The following is a 20598-nucleotide window of genomic DNA, read 5'->3' as shown; positions in this document are numbered from 1 at the left end:
GAACAGCAGCGCATGAACGCAAACTCCGCCCTTATGCCGTCCGATCCCGAATTCGATTACATCATCGTCGGCGCAGGCTCGGCCGGCTGCGTGCTGGCCAACAGGCTGTCGGCGAACGGTCAGCACACCGTGCTGCTGCTCGAGGCCGGGCCAAGGGATTCCAACATCTGGATCCATGTGCCGCTGGGCTACGGCAAGCTGTTCAAGGAGAAGAGCGTCAACTGGATGTACCAGACCGAGCCGGAGCCCGAGCTGAAGGGCCGCCAGGTGTTCCAGCCGCGCGGCAAGACGTTGGGCGGCTCGAGCTCGATCAACGGCCTGCTTTATGTCCGCGGCCAGCACGAGGATTACGATCGCTGGCGCCAGCTCGGCAATACCGGCTGGGGCTATGACGACGTGCTGCCCTATTTCAAGAAGGCCGAGAACCAGTCGCGCGGCGCCGATCAATATCACGGCACGGGCGGACCGCTGCCGGTCTCCAACATGGTCGTCACCGACCCGCTGTCAAAGGCCTTCATCGACGCCGCGGTCGAGAGCGGTCTACCTTACAACCCTGATTTCAACGGTGCCACGCAGGAGGGGGTCGGGCTGTTCCAGACCACGACGCGCAACGGCCGCCGCGCCTCGACCTCGGTGGCCTATCTCGGCCCGGCCAAGGCGCGCAGCAATCTCAAGATCGAAACTGGCGCGCTCGGCCAGCGCGTGCTGTTCGAGGGCCGCCGCGCCGTCGGCGTCGAATATCGGCAAGGCGCGCAAATCCGCCGGGCCCGCGCGCGAAGAGAGATCGTGCTGTCGAGCGGCGCCTACAACTCGCCGCAGCTGCTCCAGCTCTCCGGCGTCGGTCCCGCCGATCTCCTGCGCCAGCACGGCATCGATGTCGTGCTTGATGCGCCGGGCGTCGGTCACGACCTCCAGGACCACATGCAGGTCCGCATCGTGATGCGCTGCTCGCAGAAGATCACGCTCAACGATACCATCAATCATCCGCTTCGCCGCACCATGGCCGGCGCGCGCTATGCGCTGTTCCGGAAGGGATGGCTGACGATTGCGGCCGGCACCGCGGGTGCGTTCTTCAAGACCAGCCCGCGGCTCGCCTCGCCCGACATCCAGGTGCATTTCCTGCCGTTCTCGACCGACAAGATGGGCGAGAAGCTGCACGACTTCTCCGGCTTTACGGCGTCGGTATGCCAGCTTCGCCCCGAGAGTCGAGGTTCCCTGCGCATCAAGAGCGCGGACCCGACCGTGCCGCCGGAAATCCGCATCAACTACATGTCGACCGAGACCGACCGCACCACCAACGTCGAAGGCATCAAGATTTTGCGCAAGATCCTGAACGCGCCGGCGCTGAAGCCGTTCGTGGTCAGTGAATACGATCCCGGGGCGAAGGTATCTACGGATGCCGAAATATTGGATTATTGCCGCGAGCGCGGCAGCACCATCTACCATCCGACCTCGACCTGTCGTATGGGCAACGACCCGCTCGCGGTGGTCGATCAGCGGCTGAAGGTGAGAGGGCTCGAAGGCATCCGCATCGTCGACGGCTCGATCATGCCGGACCTCGTGTCGGGGAACACCAATGCGCCGATCATCATGATCGCCGAAAAGGCCTCCGACATGATATTGGAGGATGCGCGTTAATTCGCGGCTCGAAAGGACAACGGCTTGGTTACGCGACTGAAGATCGGTACCCGCAAGAGCGCGATGGCGCTGGCACAGACGGAAGAGATCGCGCGCCGCCTGACCGCCGCCGTGCCCGGTCTCGACGTCGAGATCGTCAAGTTCGACACCACGGGCGATCTCGACCAGACCAGCAAGCTATTGCCGCATGGCGGCAAGGGCGGCGCCTTCGTGGCGCAGATCCGGGCCGCCGTGCGGTCCGGCGAGCTCCAGGCGGCGATGCATTCGCTGAAGGACATGCCGGGCAACGAAGATACGCCCGGCCTCGTCATCGGCGCCACCTTGTCGCGCGATCCGCCCGGCGATGCGCTGGTGCTGCGCGAGGGCGTGACGCTGGAGGCGTTCCGGCAAGCGCGCGGCCGAGGTTTCAAGATCGGCACCAATGCCGTGCGGCGCGCAGCCTATGCGCGCCGGCTCTTTCCGGAGGCCGATATCATTCATTTTCGCGGTGCGGCCGACACGCGCGTGCGCAAGCTCGATAACAAGACGAAGCAGCGTCTGCCCGATGGTGGCGAGGTGGGGCCGGCGGACGCGCTGATCATGGCACGCTCCGGCCTTGACCGCGTCGGCCTGTCTCATCGCATCGCCTATGAGTTCACCGCGGCCGAAATGCTGCCCGCGGCGGGGCAAGGCATCGTCGCCGTCGAATGCGCGGCGCAGGACTGGCAAACGCGAAAAATCCTGTCGTCGATCGACGATCCCGCCGCGCACGCCGCTGCCGATGCCGAGCGCGAGGTGCTGTGGGTGCTGAACGGTCACTGCAATTCGCCGGTGGCGGGCTTCTCGACCATCGCGGGCGATCGGATGTCGCTCACCGCATCCGTGCTCGACCTCTCCGGCAACACCATCATCGAGGCTTCGCGCGAAGGCCCCGCCGATCGCCCGCGCGAGCTCGGCCGTGCGGTTGGTCTGGATCTGCTGATCAAGGGCGCCGGCGAGATCATCGAGCGCAGCCGACCGCGCTGAGCCTCAATGCGAAAGCACCGCGCCTGTTTTGCCCGACGCGTCAAATGCGCGTCTGCGCCGCGTCATGCCGGCCCAGCTTTATCAATGACTTGTCTACTGTGCATGGGGTTGTTTTCGCGTTTTTATGTTTGAGCCGACCACAACAGGTCGTCATGCCCGGGCTCGTCCCGGGCATCCACGTTCTTCGTGCAGCGTGGCAAGGCGTGGATGGCCGGGGCGAGCCCGGGCATGACGATGCGGAGAGACTGCTCGCCGATCATCCCCGCACGCGCTTGATCATCTGCTCGACATGGGCGATCGGCGTTTCCGGTTGGATGCCGTGGCCGAGATTGAAGATCAGGCGCCCTTGCGCAAAATTGGCCAGCACGTTGTCGACCGCGCGGTCGAGCGCGGCGCCGCCCGCGATCAACACCAGCGGATCGAGATTGCCCTGCACGGCGACCTTGCTCTGCACGCGTTCGCGGATGAAGGCCGGCTCCGCAGTCCAGTCGATGCTGACCGCATTGACGCCGGTCGCCTCGACATAAGCGGGCAGCAGCGCGCCGGCGCCGCGGGGAAAGCCGATGATCTTGGCATCCGGCACCTTGGCCCGCACGCCCTCGACGATGCGCCGCGTCGGCTCGACCGACCAGCGCGCGAATTCGGCCGGCGGCAGCACACCCGCCCAGGTGTCGAAGATCTGCAAGGCACTGGCGCCGGCTTCGAGCTGCGCCAGCAGATATTGAACCGAATTCTCGACCAGCACGTCGATGATTTTCGCGAACGCCTCCGGATGCCGATAGGCCATCATCCGTGCGGGCGCCTGGTCGGGTGTGCCCTGGCCGGCGACCATGTAGGTCGCGACCGTCCACGGCGCGCCGCAGAAGCCGATCAGGGCGACCTTCGGGTCCAGCGCGCCGCGCACGAGCCTGAGCGCATCGAACACCGGCTGGAGCTTGCCGAAATCGGCGCGCGGCGCCAGCGTTGCGACCTTGGCGGGATCATCCAGCGGATCCAGCCGCGGGCCTTCGCCGACCTCGAACCGCACCGAGCGCCCGAGCGCGTAGGGGATGACGAGAATGTCCGAGAAGATGATCGCGGCGTCGAAACCGAACCGTCGAATCGGCTGCAGCGTCACCTCGGCCGCAAGCTCCGGGTTGAAGCAGAGGTCAAGGAAGCCGCCGGCCTTGGCACGCACCTCGCGATATTCCGGCAGATAGCGGCCGGCCTGCCGCATCATCCACATGGGCGGGACGCTCTGGCGCTGGCCGGAGAGCACGTCGATGAAGGGCTTTTTTGCAGATTGGGGCACGAACGGTCCTGAACGGGGTTATCGCCCCTGATACACCGCCTCGGCCCTCAGCGGAACAGGGGAACCAGCGCAACAGGGCCGCGTTGACCCAGCCGACGGAGGACATCATGGCTGAGACATTCAATCCCGCGCCGCACGACAAGCATGCCGACGATCTGCATGAGGCGCTGGCCGCCGATCAGCAATCCAAGCTCGACGCCGGGCTGAAGGACACCTTCCCCGCGTCCGATCCCGTGAGCGCGGCGCAGCCGACGCCCTCGAAGGCCGATGCTGAGGCCGACAGTCCCTCACTCTGGGACAAGGTCAAGGCGATCTTCAGCTAGCGGGCGGAGGCACGCCGGATTCCGATAGGCTCGCTAATATGTTGTTAGCGATGCGCTGATTGCGGCGTCCGTAAGACTACCGGGAAACGGGCAGATCGCCGCGTATTTTCGTAGCGATTTCAGAGTTCACTAATAGAAGCGGCAGAGGTTCCGAAACATCGGAGAATTCTGCCGCATGAGCCTTGCGACCCAACGAACCGGATGGAGCTACCTGCCGTTGCGTGCGGCGGCTTTCGTCGCGCTGACCTGCGTGGCCATCCTTGGCGTCAGCGGCTGGCGTGAATGGGCCGCGCGGGAGGCGGTGCTCAGGGAGGCCGAAGCCGAAATGGCGAACGTCGCCCGGTCGCTGACCCAGCATGCCGAGGACAGCCTCGATCTCCTGGATTCCGGCGTTGTCGGCGTCGTCAGCCGGCTCGAGATGGACGGCACCGCACCGGTCACGATCGCGAAGCTGCGCACCCTGTTGGAAGCGCGCAAGAAGGCAATCGAGCGCATTCACAGCCTCGCCATCATCGACGATCAGGGCAACTGGCTGACCTCGCCCGGTACGATCGGGTCAACGCTCAGCGATGATGCGTTCTTCCGCTATCATCAGCTCTCTCCGAAGCGAGAGCCCCATGTCGGCCGTCCCGTAAAGAGCCTCTTGGACGGAGAATGGGTGGTCACGCTGTCGCGCCGCTTCAACAAGCCGGACGGCAGCTTCGGCGGCGTGGTGCTCGCGACCATCAGCTCAAGGTATCTCTCGCATTTCTACGAGCAGTTCGAGATCGGCCGCAACAGCTCGGTGTCGCTCACGCATGGCGACGGCCTGATGATCGCGCGCAATCCCAGCAACGAGGCGTTTGTCGGACGCAGCGTTTCCGACACGCCGTTGTTCCGCGACGCCAGCCTGCAACGGCCGAGCGGCGCCTATCATTTCAAGTCGCCGCTGGACGGTGCCGAGCGCGTCAGCTTCTTCAAGCGCAGCAGCCGCTTCCCGCTGCTTCTGCTTGCGACCGTCGACAAGGACGAGTTGCTCGCACCCTGGCGTGCCGCGGCAATCTCCCGCATGCTCTACGTCGTCGCGCTGGTGATGCTGATCGCGGTCATCGGCGCCGTGCTGGTGCGGCAGCTGCAGCGCGGCCAGCGCATGGCCGCAGCGCTGGTCGAGAAGGAAGCGCATTTCCGCCTGCTCGCCGAAGGCTCCAGCGACATGGTGACCCGCATCGGGCTCGACGAGCGCCTGCGCTATGTCTCGCCCTCGTCCGTGCGCGTCGTCGGATGGCGCCCCAATCAATTGATCGGCACGCCGGCACTGGCGGGCATCAATCCGGAGGATCTGCCGGCGGTCCAGGCCATCGTCGACGCCATGAAGCGTGGCGAGCGGGAGGAGGCGCGCCTCACCTACCGCAACTCGCACCGGCAGAACGGCGAAGTCTGGCTGGAATCGACCATGCGGGTGACGCGCAAGGACAATGGCCGCGTTGACGGCGTGGTCGCGATCTCCCGCGACATCTCCGAGCACAAGAAGCTGGAAACCAGGCTCGAGACGCTGGCGATCGAGGACAGCCTCACCGGCCTTGCCAATCGCCGCCGCTTCGACGAGCGGCTGAAGGAGGAATGGGCGCGCGCCTATCGCGACCGCTCCAGCCTCGCTTTGCTGATGATCGATGTCGATCACTTCAAGGCCTATAACGACGAATACGGCCACCCCGCGGGCGATGCCTGCCTGCGCCTGGTCGCGCAGATCATCGCGGCCGAGACGCAGCGCGCCGGCGATCTGGCGGCGCGCTATGGCGGCGAGGAGTTCGCCATGCTGCTGCCGAGCACCGATGCCGCCGGCTGCGCCCAGTTCGGCGAACGGATCCTCAAGGCCATTCGCGAGGCCGGCCTTGTTCATGGCAGCAATAAGGCCGCCGGATGCGTCACCGCCTCGGTCGGCGGCGCGACCTGCCGGCCCGCGCTGGAGCGCACGGCGGGCGTGAGCTCGCTGGTCGAAGCGGCCGACCGCGCGCTCTACGCCGCCAAGGACGCAGGCCGCAACCGCCTGATGATGTCCGGCGAGCTCATGAATCTGATGCCCAGGGCGTCCGGCCAGTAGACGGCTCAATAATGCGGCGGAGGCTCGTTGGCAGGTCCAGGCGCATTGGCCTCGGCCTCCTGCAGCCGCTGGCCGAGCTCCGCGATCTTCCGCGTCAGCACGTCGATCTGCTTCCACTGCGCGGTGATGGTCTGGTTCAGCGTCTCGATCGTGTCGTCCTGATAGGCGAGCCGCGTCTCCAGCGTGTCGATGCGCTCGCTCAGCGTCCTGATCTCATTCGTCACGCGTTGCGTCCTTATTCCGTTCGCGCAGACCGTGGCCGAGCGCGACGCGCTCGTCGAACACGAAGCATTCGCCGCGCCAGCGGCTCTGCGCCTCCGGCACCTCTTCCAGATATCTGAGGATGCCGCCCTTGAGGTGATAGACCTCGGCGAAGCCGCGCGCGAGCAGATGCGCGCTCGCCTTTTCGCAGCGGATGCCGCCGGTGCAGAACATCGCGATCCTGCGATGCTTTGCCGGATCGAGCCGCTCGGCGGCAAAATCCTTGAACTGGCCGAAGCTTCTGATGCCGGGGTCGATCGCGCCCTCGAACGTTCCCATCGCCACCTCGAAGGCGTTGCGGGTGTCGAGCAGCAGCGTGTCGGGCGCGCAGATCAGCGCGTTCCATTCGCTCGCATCGACATAGGTGCCGACCTGGCGGGTCGGATCGGCGGCCGCATCGCCAAGGGTGACGATCTCCTTCTTCAGCCGCACCTTGAGCCGCCCGAACGGCATCGCCCCGGCGGTCGAGAATTTCAATTCGAGATTGTCGAGCCTGCCGTCGAACATGTCGCCGTGCGCCAGCTCATGGGCGAGGGCGTCGATCGCGTCCGGCGCGCCGGCGAGCGTGCCGTTGATGCCCTCCCGCGCCAGCAGCACGCTGCCCTTCAGCTTCAGGCCGGCGCAGAACGCGCGCAGGGGCTCGCGCAGCTCGCGGTAATCCGGGAGGGCGGCGAATTGGTAGAAGGCGGCGACCTTGGTGACCGAATGCGGATCAGACATGGCGGCTCGTTTAGCAGGCGTCCGCCGCTCGGAAAACCCACATGGCTGCCGGCCTCGAAGCTCTATACGTCCAGCGGATGGCAGCCATTTCGCTGGCATGCCAGCATTGCCGAGGGCCGCGGGAATGTGCCATGTAGACCCGGTTTTCCGAGATGGCGCGCCACCTGCGCCCACGGCCAAGAGAGCAAGAAATTCGATGAGAAACTTCCATTTCCCCGGCAGGTCCACGGTCCACGCCACCAACGCGATGGTTGCGACCTCGCATCCGCAGGCCTCGCTCGCGGCGATCGAGGTGCTGCGCGAGGGCGGCACCGCGGTGGACGCGGCCGTGGCGGGCTCGGCCGTGCTTGGCGTGATCGAGCCGCAATCGACCGGTATCGGCGGCGACTGTTTCGCGCTGGTCCAGCCGCGCGGCGAAGGCAAGATCATCGCCTATAACGGCTCCGGCCGCGCGCCGAAGGCGGCGAATGCCGACTGGTATCTCGAACGCAAGATCCACTCCGTGCCGCTGACCTCGGCCCATGCGGTCTCGATCCCCGGCGTGGTCGATGCCTTCGCCACCGTCTTGCGCGATCACGGCAAGTTCGGCTTCGACCGGCTGCTCCAGCCCGCGATCAAGGCGGCCGAGGAGGGCTACGTGGTCGCGCCCCGCATCGCCTTCGACTGGAAGAACCAGTTCGAGAAGCTGAAGGCCGGCACCAACACCGTTCGCTACCTGTTGCCGGGCGGCAAGCCGCCGGTGGTCGGCGACGTCATCCGCCAGGTGGAGCTCGGCAAGACCCTGCGGGCGATCGCCAAGGACGGCCGCGACGCCTTCTACAAGGGCCCGATCGCGGAAGACATGGTCGAGACCCTCAGGGCAATCGGCGGCCTGCACACGCTCGACGATTTCGCCGCGCACACCACCGAGACGACGACGCCGATCGGCATCATGTACAAGGGCTATGATTTCTGGCAGTGCCCGCCGAACGGCCCGGGCGTCACCGCGCTCCTGATGCTCAACATCCTGTCGCGCTTCGACCTGACCAAGTACGCGCCCGTCAGCGTCGAGCGTTTCCATCTCGAGGCGGAAGCCGCCCGCATCGCCTACATGAACCGCGAGATGCATGTCGCCTCTCCCGAGCACATGAAGATCAACGTCGCCGAGATGCTCGAGAAGGGCTTTGCCGACGAGCACATCAGCAAGATCCGCATGGACGGCATGCTCGACCTGCCGAATGTCGCGCCGCCGATGAACCCCTCGACCATCTACATCACGGTCGTGGACAAGGACCGCAACGTCTGCTCGTTCATCAACTCGGTCGCGCATTCCTTCGGCTCGGCGATCGTCTCGAACAAGACCGGCGTGTTGTTCCAGAACCGCGCCGGCGGTTTCCGCATCCAGCCGGGCCATCCCAACTGCATCGAAGGCGGCAAGCGCCCGCTGCACACGATCATGCCGGGCCTGCTCACCAAGGGCGGACGCTCCGTGATGCCGTTCGCCGTGATGGGCGGACAGTATCAGCCGACCGGCCAGACCCATGTCTTGACCAACATCCTCGACTATGGCTGCGACGTGCAGGAGGCGATCGACATGCCGCGCGGCCTGCACTACGAGGGCCAGTATCAGCTCGAGGACAGCGTGCCGGCCGCAATCGTCGAGGGCCTGAAGAAGCTCGGCCACAAGACCACCAGCGTGGTCGGTCCGCTCGGCGGCGCGCAAGCGATCTGGATCGACTGGGACAAGGGCACGCTCACCGGCGGTTCCGATCCGCGTAAGGACGGCTGCGCGCTGGGTTATTGATCGCAGCGCGAGTTCCCCGCGCGACATCAGGAAAAGTTGACGAAGGGCGATGCGGCATTTGCCGCATCGCCCTTTCCCGTTCGGAACGGAGCTCATTGCTTCAGGTTAAGGGGCGATGAGCGGTGCAGGCGTGCGCTGCTTTGAGAGATCAGCGGCGGAGGCGTCGATGTCCGACACACCAAGTTCCAGACAATCAGCATTCGATCGGCGCGCCTTCATGGTCGGCGCGGCCGGCAGCGCGCTCGTCCCGATCACGGCGCGCGCGGCCGCAGAGGAGGCCAGGGTCCCGGCGGCTCAGGATCCGGCACTTCCCGTCGACGTCACGCTGCGGGTCAACGGCAAGGACAAGCGCCTGCACATCGATGCGCGAACCACGGTGCTCGACGCGCTGCGCGATCATCTCAAGCTCACCGGCAGCAAGAAGGGCTGCGATCACGGCCAATGCGGCGCCTGCACGGTGCTGATCGACGACCGGCGGGTGGTATCGTGCCTGACGCTCGCGCTCGCGGCCGAGGGGCAGGAGATCACGACGATCGAGGGCCTCGCCACCGACGATCGCCTGCATCCGATGCAGCAGGCCTTCATCGACAACGACGCGTTCCAGTGCGGCTATTGCACGCCCGGCCAGATCATGTCCGCAATTGCCTGCGTCAAGGAGGGGCATGCGGGCAGCGAGGCCGACATCCGCGAATATATGAGTGGAAACATCTGCCGCTGCGCCGCCTATCCCAACATCGTCGCCGCCGTGAAGCAGGCCGCGCCCGAGATCATGAAAGGCTAGGCGCATGCGACCGTTTTCGTACCAAAGGGCAACAGACCCTGATACGGCCGTGCGGGCGCTCGGCGCCGCTGCGGCCGCGAACAATCCGCTGACCCATGCCCGCGCGCAGCCGCTCGCCGGAGGCACCACACTGATCGATTTGATGAAGCTCGACGTGATGCGGCCCGCCGCGATCGTCGACATCAATCCGCTCGCAAGCCACTGGTCTGCAATCGAGCCCAAGGGCGATGGTGTGCGCCTCGGCGCGCTGGCGAAGATGTCGGATGTTGCCGCGCATGACGAAATCCAGCGCAGCTATCCGGTGATCGCCAATTCGCTGAAGCTCGCGGCCAGCGCCCAGCTGCGCAACATGGCGACGCTCGGCGGCAACGTGATGCAGCGAACGCGTTGCAGCTATTTCCGCGACGTGTCCTACGAGAATTGCAACAAGCGCAATCCCGGCTCCGGCTGCGCCGCCATGGACGGCGTCAACCGCATGCACGCGGTGCTCGGCGTCTCCGACCAGTGCATCGCGACCTATCCCGGCGATTTCGCGCAGGCGCTGATCGCCCTGGATGCAACTGTCGAAATCACCGGCAAATCCGGTGCCCGTAGCCTGCCGTTTGCCCAGCTTCACAAGGCGCCCGGTAACACACCCGATATCGAGACCACGCTGCAACCGGGTGAGCTGATCTCGGCGTTCTTCATTTCCGGACGCTGGCCCCGTTCGGTGTATCTCAAGGCGCGCGACCGGCAGTCCTACGAGTTTGCGCTGTCCTCGGCTGCGGTCGCGCTCGACGTGCAGAACGGCACGATCCGCGATGCACGCGTCGCGCTTGGCGGTGTCGCCACCGTGCCCTGGCGGGCGCGCGAGGCTGAGGCGCTATTGAAGGGACAGAGATTCGATGACGGCCTGGCGCAGCGTGTTGCCGATGCCGCCTTCGCGGACGCCAAGGGGCGGCGGCACAACAGCTTCAAGATCGCGCTCGGCAAGCGCGTCGTGGCACGTGCGCTCCAGCAGGCCGTAACGATGGAGATCTGATCATGACTGCTGCTGCTCCCGACCCGAAGATGAACATGGGCCAGCCTGTGCCGCGCTATGACGCGGTCGTAAAGGTGACGGGACGCGCAACCTATGCGTCTGACATGCCGCTCTCCGACCCCGCCTATGCCTTCCTCGTCACCAGCGCCATCGCCAAGGGGCGGATCGACAGCCTCGATCTCGATGAGGCCAGGCGTGTCCGCGGCGTGATCGATATCGTCACCCACGAGAACGCACCGAGGCTGAAGGACTCCAAGCTCTTCAGCAACGGCGGCTATGCGGGCACGACGATCCAGCCGCTGAAATCGGCCGATATCGCCCATGACGGCCAGATCATCGCGGTTGTCGTTGCCGAGACCTACGAGTCCGCGCGCGATGCCGCCAACCGCGTCAAGGTCAGCTACACCGCTACCACGCCAAGCGCGACCTTCGACTCGCCCGGGACGACCATTGCGGCTGCGAAGGGGCAGAATGCCCAGTTCAAGGAAGACCCGAAAGTCGGCGATTTCGCCAAGGCGTTCGACGAGGCCGAGGTCAAGCTGACCGCCTCCTACGAGACGCCGACGCAGCATCACAATCCGATGGAGCTGTTCTCGACGAGCTGCGCCTGGATGGGCGACGAGCTCGTCATCTACGAGCCGAGCCAGTTCGTCCACGGCCTGAAGCACGGCGTTGCCGAGCAGCTCGGCATCGACGCCGACAAGGTGCGCGTGGTCAACCCCTATGTCGGCGGCGGCTTCGGCTCGCGCGGCTCGATGACGCCGCGCACCGCCATCATCGCGGCTATTGCCAAGCGCCTGAACCGGCCGGTCAAGCTGGTCCCGACCCGCGACCAGGGCTTTACCATCACCACTCACCGTGCCGAGACCCGCCACGAGATCAAGCTTGGCGCGCGCCCTGACGGCAAGCTGGTCGCGCTCAGACATGAGGGCGCCGAGGTGTCGTCGCGCCCCGACGCCTATTGCGTCGGCGGCACCAAGACGACGACGCGACTCTATGCCTGTCCGAATGTCGACAGCCTCGTCTCGATCGTGCGGGCCGACCGCAACACGCCCGGCTTCATGCGCTCGCCACCGGAAGTGCCGTATCTGTTCGCGTTGGAAAGCGCGATGGACGAGCTCGCGGTCAAGCTGAACTTGGATCCGGTCGAGCTGCGCCGCATCAACGACACCACCAACGAGCCCATCGGCGGCAAGCCCTACACCTCGCGCTCGCTGATGGCCTGTTTCGATGAGGCCGCCAAAGCTTTCGGCTGGGCGCAGCGCTCGCCTCAGCCGAAATCGATGTCGGACGGGGACTGGCTGATCGGCTATGGCTGTGCCGCAACCTGCTATCCGACGCAGATGGGACCTGCCGCAGCACGCGTACGGCTGCAGCGCGACGGCCGCACAAGGGTCGAGATCGCCGGCCACGAGATCGGGACCGGCGCTTACACCGTCATTGCCCAGACTGCGGCCGAAAGGCTCGGCGTGCCGCTCGAGAAGGTCGCGGTCTTCATCGGCGATAGCGATTTGCCGCCGGCCCCCGTTGCCGGAGGCTCGAACTCCACGGCCAGCACCTGCTCCGTGGTGACGATGGTGTGCGACCAGATCCGGCAGCGCCTGTTCAAGGCGGTGATGCCGGGCCAAAGCCTGACGGACAAGGCCAAGGCGACCGTTGGCATCGGCCAGACGCCGGCCACGCAGGCAGCGAAGGGCGACCGGCCGCTGGATTTGGAGAAGGCGTTTGACGCGCTCGGGGTCGGCGTGGTCGAGGAATATGGCGAGTGGAAGCCGGAAGGCGCGCCGCTGGATTCCTTCCGCGCCATGCATAGCGGGCAGGTGCGGCTCGTGGGCGGTGACCAGATGAAGGACCAGATCGCCTATGCGTTCGGCGCGGAGTTCGTCGAGGTCCGCGTCAATCGCTTCACGCATGAGATCCGCTGCCCCCGCCTGGTCGGCGCCTTCGCCGCGGGCCGCATCATGAACCCGCGCACTGCGCGCAGCCAGCTGATGGGCGGACTGATCTGGGGCATGTCCTCGGCTCTGTTGGAGGCGACCGAGATCGACGAACGCAATGCGCGCTACGTCAATGACAATCTCGCCGACTACCTCGTGCCCGTGAATGCGGACGTCGCAAACGTCGAGGTCATTCTGCTGTCCGAGCAGGACGACCGCATCAATCCCGTCGGCGTGAAGGGCGTCGGCGAGCTCGCCAATGTCGGCACCAATGCGGCGATCTGCAATGCGATCTACCACGCTACGGGCCAGCGCATCCGCAAGCTCCCGGTCCGGCTGGAAAATATCGAGGTGTGAGGGGTGGAAACCCCACCCGCGTTGCGCTAGACACCTTCCGCCTCAAACGGAAGGTGCCTTATGCAGCGTTTCCAGCGCGCGCTCCTCACCCTGATGTCGGCACTCGCGATCACCGTGATCGCCGGCGTGTCGCATTTCGTTTCCACCACGGCCTCGGCCCAGACCGCAGGAAAGACCATGACCACAGCTTCAGGCTTGCAGATCATCGATTCCACCGTCGGCACCGGCGCCTCGCCGCAGCCCGGCCAGATCTGCGTGATGCACTATACCGGCTGGCTCTATGAGAACGGCCAGAAGGGCAAGAAATTCGACAGCTCCGTCGACCGCAAGGAGCCGTTCGAATTCCCGATCGGCAAGGGCCGCGTCATCGCCGGCTGGGACGAGGGCGTCGCCTCCATGAAGGTCGGCGGCAAGCGCACGCTGATCATCCCTCCGCAGCTCGGCTACGGCGCGCGCGGCGCCGGTGGCGTGATCCCGCCGAATGCGACGCTGATGTTCGATGTGGAATTGCTCGCGGTGAAGTGACGGCGTAGCAGGACGTCACGTAGAGAGCAGTCGAAACAAAAAGACCGGCCTTTCGGCCGGTCTTTTCGCATTCAGATTGCCGGGCCGTCACTCGGCCGCGCGCTTTGCGGCTGACGCGGCGCGATCGATCGCATCCTTGGCGGCGTCCTTGGCATCGCCCATGGCCTGCTGGCCCTTGCCCTTCACTTCCTGGACCACGCCTTCGCCCTTCAGGCGGTCGGAACCGGTGGCTTCGCCGATGCCCTGCTTGGCCTTGCCGATTGCCTCGTTGGCGTTACCTTTGATCTTGTCGGTGGTGCTGCCCATGAAACTCTCCTTTTCATTTTGCTCGCAAGGACAACGTCCCGCGGCTACGAGGGTTCCGATTTTAGTATGGCTCGCGGGCGCGGCTTCGGGTTAGTTTGCCGCGCACGGAACCAACAGAAAGCAAGCCCAATGACCGGCCATGACCACTCGCATTCCCACCATGATCACGATCATGACGATCGCTGGAAACATGACGGCGTGCGTGTCATTCCCGGCAACCAGCTCGATACCAACGTGCCGTCCACGGCCGGCATGGATCGTGCGGCCGCGATCAATTTCGCGCGCGTCGGCGCGCAGAAATTGTGGGCGGGCACGGTCAGCATCAAGCCCGATGCCAAGACCGGCGCGCATCACCACGGCCATCTTGAAAGCGTGATCTACGTCGTGAAGGGCAAGGCGCGGATGCGCTGGGGCGAGAGCCTGCAATTCACCGCGGAGGCCGGTCCCGGCGATTTCATCTTCGTCCCGCCTTACGTGCCGCATCAGGAGATCAATGCCAGCCCGGACGAGGTGCTGGAATGCGTGCTGGTGCGCAGCGACGGCGAGGCCGTGGCGATCAACCTCGACATCGAGCCCGTCGAGAAGCCCGAGACCGTGCTGTGGATCGATCCGGTGCATCGGGATCCGAACGAGAAGAAATAAGCCTGACGGGCCGCCTGCCGGTTCGATGCGCAGACGCGGCAGGGGGCCTTAAAAAAATATCCGGAAGTGCTGTCGGATGGCTGTCGGCCCATCCGTCCTTGGGCAGAACCCCGCCCAAGGAGCTTCCGATGCCCAGGATGATTTTCCTCAATCTGCCCGTGACCGACCTCAAGCGTGCGACCGCCTTTTATGAGGCGATCGGTGCGACCCGGAACCCGCAATTCAGTGACGACACGGCGAGCTGCATGGTCTTCTCCGAGACCATCTACGCGATGCTGACGACTCACGACAAATTCCGTCAGTTCACGCCCAAGCCGATTGCCGATGCAAAGACCTCGAACCAGGCTCTGTTCTGCCTGTCCGCCGACACCCGCAACGAGGTCGACGATATCGTCGGCAGGGCCGAGGCCGCCGGCGGGGTGGCCGATCCCAGCCCCAAGGACGAATACAGCTTCATGTACGGCCGCAGCTTCGAGGATCCGGACGGCCATATGTGGGGTGTGAACTGGCTGGATATGGCGGCTGTCCCTCCGCAGCCCGCCATGGCGAATGCCTGATCGCCGTGCCCCGAACGCCAAATCCCAGAGGAGCATTCACGATGTCCAAGGTCGTACCCTGCATGTGGTTCAACGGCGATGCCGAGGAAGCCGCGAAGTTCTACACCTCACTGGTGCCGAATTCGGCAATCACGCACGTTCAGCGCAACGTCTTGGATGGTCCCTCCGGCAAGGAGGGCTCCGTGCTGGTCGTCGAGTTCACGGTGGCCGGGCAGCCCCTGGTCGCGCTCAACGGCGGCATGAAGATGGAGTACACCCACGCCATCTCGCTGATGATCCATTGCGACGACCAGGCCCAGGTCGACGGCGTCTGGGATGCCTTTCTCGCTCATGGCGGCAAGGCAGAGCAGTGCGGCTGGCTCAGGGATCGCTGGGGCGTGGCCTGGCAGGTGGTGCCGAAGGTGATGTTCGAGTTCCTGTCGAGCCCCGACAAGGCCGCCGCCGCGCGCGCGATGCAGGCGATGATGAAGATGGTGAAGCTGGATGTCGACGCGTTGCGCCGCGCGTTCGAGGGCAAGTCGGCGGCGTGACATCAGCGCCGGTGCGGTAGGGTGGGCAAAGGCGCTCTTGCGCCGTGCCCACCATCTGTCTCCGGTTGAGAGAGCTGGTGGGCACGCTTTCGCTTTGCCCACCCTACGAGACCGTGCCTGCCGCTAGTAATTTATCCTTAGCCCAACGCCGCCGTGGATGGTGTTGCCCACCGGCTGCGGGCCGAGCGTGCCGTTGGCGAACAGGTCGACGATCCAGCCCTTCTGCACGCGGAAGCCGAGGCGGCCACCATATTCGAACCAGCCCTGGTTGCCCATGGTCGGCACCACGGTGCCCTGGCCGGTCACGGTTGCCACGATGCCGCTGTGACTTGCAAACGACTGCACCCAGCCGCCATTGATGTTGGTCTCGACGTTGCTGCCGAACAGATGCGTCCACTGGCCGCCGATCTTGACCAGGCTGGTGCGGTCAGTGCCGGTCGCGATGGTGGCGTCGAACGGATTGAATGCCACCGCATTGTCGCTGTAGCCGGACACGCGCTGCCAGAGCTGCCACACCTCGATCGAGGCTGCGACTTCGTCGCGCGGCGACACGCGGCTCATCCAGCCGGCGCGGCCGTAGACCGCGTAGTTCGAGGCGTTGGTCGAGCTCGTCACGCTCACCGGGCCGAGGCTGGTGTCGTAGCTGCGGGTGTAGCGCGCTTTCTCCCACGGCGTCAGGATCGTGCCGACGTCGAAGAACGGGCGCGAGGAGCCCCAGTCGGTGAAGTCATAGCGCAGCGCGAAGGCGCCGATCGGTGCGCTCGTGATCTTGTAGCCGCCCTCGTTGTAATGCGTGTAGGCGATGCCGGCGAGCAGTGACAGATTGTTGGTGAGCTCCTTGCGGCCGTGGATGCCGGCCGAGAACGAGCCGGCCGAGCCGAATGCGCTGATGCAATCGCTGCAATTGACCTGCTCGTTGATGCCGAGCAGCACCGTGCCGAGCACCCGGTTGGTGATCATCTGGTTGAAGCGCTGATTGGCGAGACCGCCGATCGAATTGCCGCTGGAATCCGCGCCGGTCGGCGTCGGGCTCGGTGCCGGATCTGGACTCGGCGAGGGCGAGGGATAGGGGCTCGGCGAAGGGGAGGGTACGGGCGAGGGAGAATAGGTCGGCGTCGGGGACGGTGAATAGGTCGGGTAGGGCGTCGGCTCGCCGCATTCGATTCCGCAGGTCGCCTGAGCTGCGACCGGGCGAACATCGAGCGCGACAAACGCAAGGGCAGCGACCATGCCCAGCATGCCGGCGAGAACCAAGCGCTTCAAGCGGAGCTGCGCCATGGTCAGCGCCCGCACAGCATGCCGTCGTCATGGACGGCGGGCGTGATGGTCGGCGAGGCGCCGGCATATTGGTTCACCGCGCATAGCCCGGCACTTGCGGCGCAGTTGGCGGCGAAGGTCCAGGGCGGCGTGTTGGACTTGGTGATGCTGACCTTGCCGCCGGTCGATGTGACGATTGCGGTGTCGCCGGGCTGGGTGAGCTGCACGCACCGGGAGCGGGTCGTGCAGACGCTGGCTGCGCCGTCCTGAAGCACGACGACGGAGCGTCCGCGCTGTGAGAGGATGTCGAGCGTGGTGCCGCGCACGCCGATGGTCGCAAGCGGCGTCGTGATCTTGTAGGCGGTCTTGTCGGAATGTCCGGTGACGAAACGGAATGCACCCGTGGTCATGCGGATCGCGACGTCGCGATAGCTGTGCTCGCCGTTGAAGACGGTGCGGTCGAGCTTCAACGTGGCGCTGGGGCCGAGCGACAGATTGGTGCTGTCGGCCATCACGAAGCGCGCCGCGCTGTCGGCGCCGGTGCGCACGGTCTCGTCGCGCAGCATGCTGTCGCCGATATTGATCGGCGTGGTGGTCGCAGCGACGCGCACCACCTCGTTCTGGATCACGACGGCTTCGCCGACGCGCGTCTGTGCCAGCGCGCAAGGACCTGCGCACAATGCGGCCGACAGCAGAATGGGGAAAAGCCAGAAACGCAAATTCATTTCGCAACCGATCGATTTGTCCCTGATCGTACCGGATCGCGCTTGCTTGTGATGTGGCGGAATTATCACAAGCGGCGCGGGACGTGCGTCATGCTTAGTGACAGTTGCGGCAGAATGCGTTCAATGAAAAACGAAGCTTCCACTTTTGTCCGCGGTGACGCAAATTTGCCACGCAAAACAGCCCCTCAGCAGCCGCTTCGATCATCCGCAGTTCCAAAGGTGTCGCGGAGCGCAGTCATTGCTGTCGCGATTTTCCTGGTCGCGCATCTCGCGCTGTTGATCGGACTGACGACGCCGGAAAAGTTCGTCTTCGACGAACTGCATTACGTGCCGGCGGCGCGGCAGATGCTGGCCCCCGCGATGTCGCAGCCGATGCTCAATCCGATGCATCCGCCGCTGGCCAAGGAGCTGATCGCGATCTCGATGGTGGCCTTCGGCGACAACGCGCTTGGCTGGCGCTATCCCGCGACGTTGTTTGGCGCATTGGCGATCGTCGCGATCTATCTATGCGGCCTCGCGCTGTTCTCGGCGCAAGGCCCCGCGATCGCCGCGGCGCTGATCGCGGGGCTGAACCAGATGCTGTACGTGCAGGCGCGCATCGCCATGCTCGACATCTTTGCGCTCGGGTTCGGTCTGCTCGCGACCGCCGCGTTCATGCATGGGTATCGGCGAGACCGGCCGCAGGCGTTGTTCGCGCTCGCGGGCAGCCTGTTCGGCTGTGCTGCTGCCAGCAAATGGAGCGGCCTGTTTCCGCTCGGCGTCTGCATCGTCATCGTTGCCGTGGTCCGTCTGATGCAGGGCTGGCGCACGCTGTTCGCCGACGCGAAGCCGGACGACTGGTATCGGCCGGACCTTTGGCCCGGCCTTCGGTTGCATCATGTCGCGCTGTGCTTCGCCATCTTGCCAGCCGTGGCTTATCTCGCCGCTTTCGTTCCGCTCCATGGGGTGTCGGTGCCGGAGCTGGTCGAGGCGCAGCGCCGGATCTTCGCCGACAACACCACGACCGCGATTGCCGGGCACACCTACATGAGTTCATGGCCGTCCTGGCCGCTGCTCGCGCGGCCGGTGTGGTTCCTGTTCGACAAGACCGCGGAGGACAACGTCTCCGCGGTCGTCTTCCTCGGCAATCCCCTGGTATTGTGGCCGGCGCTTCTCGCGCTCGCGCTCGTGCTGCGCGATTTCGTCGTCGAGCGCCGCTGGGATGCGTTTCTGATCGCCGCGTTCTATTTCGGTCCCTGGCTCGCCTGGGCGTTGCTGCCGCGCACGCTGGGCTTCATCTACTATTATCTGCCGGCCGCCACCGCGGCCTCGCTCGCGCTGGTCTATGTGCTGCGCCGGGACGGCCTGCCGCGCTGGCTGCTCTGGGCCTATGTCGGCGTTGCGGCGATCGGCTTTGCGGTCATGCTGCCGATCTCGGCGGCCTTTATCGGCACCTCGATGCGGAGCTTCAACCGGCTGATGCTGTTCCAGAGCTGGATATGACATCGCCGCCTGCCGGGTTGCGGCTGGCGGCGTGTTTCGCGCGATGATGGCGGGTTATTTCGACGCGGTCTTGGTGTCCATGTTCACGACCTGGACGCGGCGGTTGACCGGGTCGGCGCCGTTGGCTGCGTCCTTCAGTTTGGTCTCGCCGTAGCCGACCGTGACGAGATCGTTGCCGTTGAGGCCGTAGTTCTGCACCAGGTACTTCTTGATGGTGTCGGCGCGCCGTTCGGAGAGGCCTTGATTGTATGCTTCGCCGCCGGTCGCGTCGGTGTGGCCGGCGACCACGAAGGTCGAGCCCTTGAGCGCCGGATCGGACAGCGCCTTGCCGAGCGCCTGCACCGAGGGCATCGAGGTCTTGGCGATATCGGCCGAGTTGTAGTCGAACTGGATTTCCAGATCGATCTTCGGCTTGGTCGCCGCGAGCTCGGCGATCTGCTCGCGCTCGCCCGTCGAGAGCGACCGGGTCGAGCGATTGCGCACGGTATTCAGGAAGGTCGCTTCCTTGGCCTGTGCGGTCGTATCGGTCTGCGGACCGACGGACAGGCCGCGGGTTGCCGGCTTCGGCTTCAGTGCATCCAGGATCTGGCCAGTGGAGACGTTGTTGTCGCCGGCCAGAGCCAGCCCCGCCGTCATCGACAGCGCGGCGGAGAGGGCAATTGTCTTCAGTCCAAAGAACTTATCAAAACGGGTCATTGTCGAATCCTCGCTGTTACGCCTGATAGCGGTTTGATGCTGCGAGCATAGGACAGGTTCAAAGGCCCTGATGTGATCTTGGTCACGCTGGCTACAGTCGCTTCCAGGCCCGTCCTAGCGCAATTCCAACGTTTCGGACGGCGAAAACCGGCGCGTTTCGCGGCGAGGCCCTGTGCGAGCCGGAGGTCGCCACTGGCAGCCTCGGGGAGCGCCCAAAAGCCGCACGCTAACAGTGGGCTGGCGCTGCGGCGCAGCAACGAAAATGTCTTCTCCCTGAAAACTTGTCGCTGAAGAATGGCTGTCGTGTTGGCCGGCATGGCGCCGGTTTCGCTCGAGGGAGGAGACATTCGATGAAGATCTTGCTTTCGGCCGTTCTGCTCGCCGCGTTTTCGGCATCGCCGGCTTTCGCAGCAAAAATGCAGCCCTGCACGGGCGAAGCGATGGGCAAGTCGATTACCGCGATGGGAACCGTGGATTCGCCGGCCAAGCAGGCGATGGCGAAGGAAATGGCTTCGGCCAACTCCGAGATGAGCAAAGCCAATATGCGCGGCGCCTGCAAGCACTACATGAAGGCGCAGAAGATGAGCGCGAAATAGTTGAGCGTTCGTTGACCGGCCGCGCTGCCAGGAGACGGTAGCGCGGTTTTCTTTGCCTCTCTTGTTTGCCTTGGCGCGAATCTCG

General features: G+C 65.1%; 21 protein-coding genes. 14 read left to right on the top strand and 7 right to left on the bottom strand.

What is annotated here, in order from left to right:
- The first annotated feature begins 12 nt into the window (after positions 1-12).
- Both E4K64_RS27615 and hemC read left to right on the top strand, forming a co-directional pair.
- Positions 13-1638, top strand: coding sequence for a GMC family oxidoreductase (locus E4K64_RS27615; protein ID WP_135166301.1), 1626 nt, complete (start codon positions 13-15; stop codon positions 1636-1638).
- 24 nt (positions 1639-1662) lie between these two features.
- Positions 1663-2643 (top strand): hydroxymethylbilane synthase, encoded by a 981-nt coding sequence (gene hemC, locus E4K64_RS27610; protein ID WP_135166300.1) that lies wholly within the window; start codon positions 1663-1665, stop codon positions 2641-2643.
- Between the two features lie 256 nt (positions 2644-2899).
- Here the strand turns inward: hemC and hemE are convergent, their stop codons facing one another.
- Positions 2900-3934, bottom strand: coding sequence for a uroporphyrinogen decarboxylase (gene hemE, locus E4K64_RS27605; protein WP_135166299.1), 1035 nt, complete (start codon positions 3932-3934; stop codon positions 2900-2902).
- A 107-nt stretch (positions 3935-4041) separates the two neighbouring features.
- Between hemE and E4K64_RS27600 the strand changes: the two genes are divergently transcribed.
- Both E4K64_RS27600 and E4K64_RS27595 read left to right on the top strand, forming a co-directional pair.
- On the top strand, positions 4042-4257 hold the full coding sequence (locus E4K64_RS27600) for a hypothetical protein (RefSeq protein WP_135166298.1): 216 nt from the start codon (positions 4042-4044) through the stop codon (positions 4255-4257).
- Between the two features lie 175 nt (positions 4258-4432).
- A complete protein-coding gene (locus E4K64_RS27595) occupies positions 4433-6337 on the top strand; it encodes a diguanylate cyclase (RefSeq protein WP_135166297.1) in 1905 nt (634 codons plus the stop codon).
- A 5-nt stretch (positions 6338-6342) separates the two neighbouring features.
- Here the strand turns inward: E4K64_RS27595 and E4K64_RS27590 are convergent, their stop codons facing one another.
- Together E4K64_RS27590 and trhO are read right to left on the bottom strand one after the other, a co-directional pair.
- The gene (locus E4K64_RS27590) at positions 6343-6561 is read right to left on the bottom strand and encodes a SlyX family protein (RefSeq protein WP_135166296.1); all 219 of its coding nucleotides are present in this window, start codon (positions 6559-6561) and stop codon (positions 6343-6345) included.
- Positions 6551-7318 (bottom strand): oxygen-dependent tRNA uridine(34) hydroxylase TrhO, encoded by a 768-nt coding sequence (trhO, locus tag E4K64_RS27585; RefSeq protein ID WP_135166295.1) that lies wholly within the window; start codon positions 7316-7318, stop codon positions 6551-6553. Before trhO ends, E4K64_RS27590 begins: the two co-directional genes overlap by 11 nt.
- 196 nt (positions 7319-7514) lie before the next feature.
- Between trhO and ggt the strand changes: the two genes are divergently transcribed.
- From ggt to E4K64_RS27560, 5 genes are all read left to right on the top strand, one after another.
- On the top strand, positions 7515-9101 hold the full coding sequence (gene ggt / locus E4K64_RS27580; protein WP_135166294.1) for a gamma-glutamyltransferase: 1587 nt from the start codon (positions 7515-7517) through the stop codon (positions 9099-9101).
- A 217-nt stretch (positions 9102-9318) separates the two neighbouring features.
- Positions 9319-9882, top strand: a complete 564-nt coding sequence (locus E4K64_RS27575; RefSeq protein ID WP_135166364.1) for a (2Fe-2S)-binding protein — start codon at positions 9319-9321, stop codon at positions 9880-9882.
- 4 nt (positions 9883-9886) lie between these two features.
- Complete coding sequence (locus tag E4K64_RS27570) at positions 9887-10903, top strand: FAD binding domain-containing protein (protein WP_135166293.1); 1017 nt, start codon at positions 9887-9889, stop codon at positions 10901-10903.
- A 2-nt stretch (positions 10904-10905) separates the two neighbouring features.
- A complete protein-coding gene (locus E4K64_RS27565; protein ID WP_135166292.1) occupies positions 10906-13197 on the top strand; it encodes a xanthine dehydrogenase family protein molybdopterin-binding subunit in 2292 nt (763 codons plus the stop codon).
- A 60-nt stretch (positions 13198-13257) separates the two neighbouring features.
- Complete coding sequence (locus E4K64_RS27560) at positions 13258-13722, top strand: FKBP-type peptidyl-prolyl cis-trans isomerase (RefSeq protein WP_018323238.1); 465 nt, start codon at positions 13258-13260, stop codon at positions 13720-13722.
- An 87-nt stretch (positions 13723-13809) separates the two neighbouring features.
- Here E4K64_RS27560 and E4K64_RS27555 read toward each other — a convergent pair whose 3' ends face one another.
- Complete coding sequence (locus tag E4K64_RS27555) at positions 13810-14028, bottom strand: CsbD family protein (protein ID WP_135166291.1); 219 nt, start codon at positions 14026-14028, stop codon at positions 13810-13812.
- Positions 14029-14157: 129 nt separating this feature from the next.
- Here E4K64_RS27555 and E4K64_RS27550 point away from each other — a divergent pair, with 129 nt between their 5' ends.
- The 3 genes from E4K64_RS27550 to E4K64_RS27540 all read left to right on the top strand — a co-directional run bounded on the left by E4K64_RS27550 (position 14158) and on the right by E4K64_RS27540 (position 15757).
- Complete coding sequence (locus E4K64_RS27550; RefSeq protein WP_080137629.1) at positions 14158-14670, top strand: cupin domain-containing protein; 513 nt, start codon at positions 14158-14160, stop codon at positions 14668-14670.
- 128 nt (positions 14671-14798) lie between these two features.
- Positions 14799-15227, top strand: a complete 429-nt coding sequence (locus E4K64_RS27545; protein ID WP_167772294.1) for a VOC family protein — start codon at positions 14799-14801, stop codon at positions 15225-15227.
- Between the two features lie 41 nt (positions 15228-15268).
- Positions 15269-15757 (top strand): VOC family protein, encoded by a 489-nt coding sequence (locus E4K64_RS27540; protein ID WP_135166289.1) that lies wholly within the window; start codon positions 15269-15271, stop codon positions 15755-15757.
- A gap of 123 nt (positions 15758-15880) precedes the next feature.
- On the opposite strand, the gene E4K64_RS27535 is transcribed toward E4K64_RS27540, so the two are convergent.
- A complete protein-coding gene (locus E4K64_RS27535) occupies positions 15881-17035 on the bottom strand; it encodes a hypothetical protein (RefSeq protein ID WP_167772293.1) in 1155 nt (384 codons plus the stop codon).
- Positions 17036-17037: 2 nt separating this feature from the next.
- On the bottom strand, positions 17038-17739 hold the full coding sequence (locus E4K64_RS27530) for a FecR family protein (protein WP_167772292.1): 702 nt from the start codon (positions 17737-17739) through the stop codon (positions 17038-17040).
- A 51-nt stretch (positions 17740-17790) separates the two neighbouring features.
- Between E4K64_RS27530 and E4K64_RS27525 the strand changes: the two genes are divergently transcribed.
- On the top strand, positions 17791-19221 hold the full coding sequence (locus E4K64_RS27525) for a phospholipid carrier-dependent glycosyltransferase (RefSeq protein ID WP_135166286.1): 1431 nt from the start codon (positions 17791-17793) through the stop codon (positions 19219-19221).
- A 54-nt stretch (positions 19222-19275) separates the two neighbouring features.
- Here E4K64_RS27525 and E4K64_RS27520 read toward each other — a convergent pair whose 3' ends face one another.
- Positions 19276-19917, bottom strand: coding sequence for an OmpA family protein (locus E4K64_RS27520; protein ID WP_135166285.1), 642 nt, complete (start codon positions 19915-19917; stop codon positions 19276-19278).
- A gap of 350 nt (positions 19918-20267) precedes the next feature.
- Between E4K64_RS27520 and E4K64_RS27515 the strand changes: the two genes are divergently transcribed.
- A complete protein-coding gene (locus E4K64_RS27515) occupies positions 20268-20513 on the top strand; it encodes a hypothetical protein (protein WP_135166284.1) in 246 nt (81 codons plus the stop codon).
- Positions 20514-20598 lie beyond the last annotated feature (85 nt).

Origin of the sequence: Bradyrhizobium frederickii, from assembly GCF_004570865.1 — a bacterium.
Classification (GTDB): Bacteria; Pseudomonadota; Alphaproteobacteria; order Rhizobiales; family Xanthobacteraceae; genus Bradyrhizobium; species Bradyrhizobium frederickii.
Note: the sequence above shows the minus strand (reverse complement) of the source record. Positions and strands in the feature narration are given on the sequence as shown.

Bases quoted from the DNA above. Each gene is read 5' to 3' on its own strand.
- E4K64_RS27595 (WP_135166297.1), top strand. From the start codon at position 4,433: ATGAGCCTTGCGACCCAACGAACCGGATGGAGCTACCTGCCGTTGCGT.
- E4K64_RS27575 (WP_135166364.1), top strand. From the start codon at position 9,319: ATGGTCGGCGCGGCCGGCAGCGCGCTCGTCCCGATCACGGCGCGCGCG.
- E4K64_RS27525 (WP_135166286.1), top strand. From the start codon at position 17,791: ATGTGGCGGAATTATCACAAGCGGCGCGGGACGTGCGTCATGCTTAGT.
- E4K64_RS27520 (WP_135166285.1), bottom strand. From the start codon at position 19,917: ATGACCCGTTTTGATAAGTTCTTTGGACTGAAGACAATTGCCCTCTCC.
- E4K64_RS27615 (WP_135166301.1), top strand. From the start codon at position 13: ATGAACGCAAACTCCGCCCTTATGCCGTCCGATCCCGAATTCGATTAC.
- E4K64_RS27565 (WP_135166292.1), top strand. From the start codon at position 10,906: ATGACTGCTGCTGCTCCCGACCCGAAGATGAACATGGGCCAGCCTGTG.
- E4K64_RS27545 (WP_167772294.1), top strand. From the start codon at position 14,799: ATGCCCAGGATGATTTTCCTCAATCTGCCCGTGACCGACCTCAAGCGT.
- E4K64_RS27540 (WP_135166289.1), top strand. From the start codon at position 15,269: ATGTCCAAGGTCGTACCCTGCATGTGGTTCAACGGCGATGCCGAGGAA.
- E4K64_RS27535 (WP_167772293.1), bottom strand. From the start codon at position 17,035: ATGGCGCAGCTCCGCTTGAAGCGCTTGGTTCTCGCCGGCATGCTGGGC.
- E4K64_RS27600 (WP_135166298.1), top strand. From the start codon at position 4,042: ATGGCTGAGACATTCAATCCCGCGCCGCACGACAAGCATGCCGACGAT.
- E4K64_RS27560 (WP_018323238.1), top strand. From the start codon at position 13,258: ATGCAGCGTTTCCAGCGCGCGCTCCTCACCCTGATGTCGGCACTCGCG.
- E4K64_RS27515 (WP_135166284.1), top strand. From the start codon at position 20,268: ATGAAGATCTTGCTTTCGGCCGTTCTGCTCGCCGCGTTTTCGGCATCG.
- E4K64_RS27555 (WP_135166291.1), bottom strand. From the start codon at position 14,028: ATGGGCAGCACCACCGACAAGATCAAAGGTAACGCCAACGAGGCAATC.
- E4K64_RS27570 (WP_135166293.1), top strand. From the start codon at position 9,887: ATGCGACCGTTTTCGTACCAAAGGGCAACAGACCCTGATACGGCCGTG.
- E4K64_RS27550 (WP_080137629.1), top strand. From the start codon at position 14,158: ATGACCGGCCATGACCACTCGCATTCCCACCATGATCACGATCATGAC.
- trhO (WP_135166295.1), bottom strand. From the start codon at position 7,318: ATGTCTGATCCGCATTCGGTCACCAAGGTCGCCGCCTTCTACCAATTC.
- ggt (WP_135166294.1), top strand. From the start codon at position 7,515: ATGAGAAACTTCCATTTCCCCGGCAGGTCCACGGTCCACGCCACCAAC.
- E4K64_RS27530 (WP_167772292.1), bottom strand. From the start codon at position 17,739: ATGAATTTGCGTTTCTGGCTTTTCCCCATTCTGCTGTCGGCCGCATTG.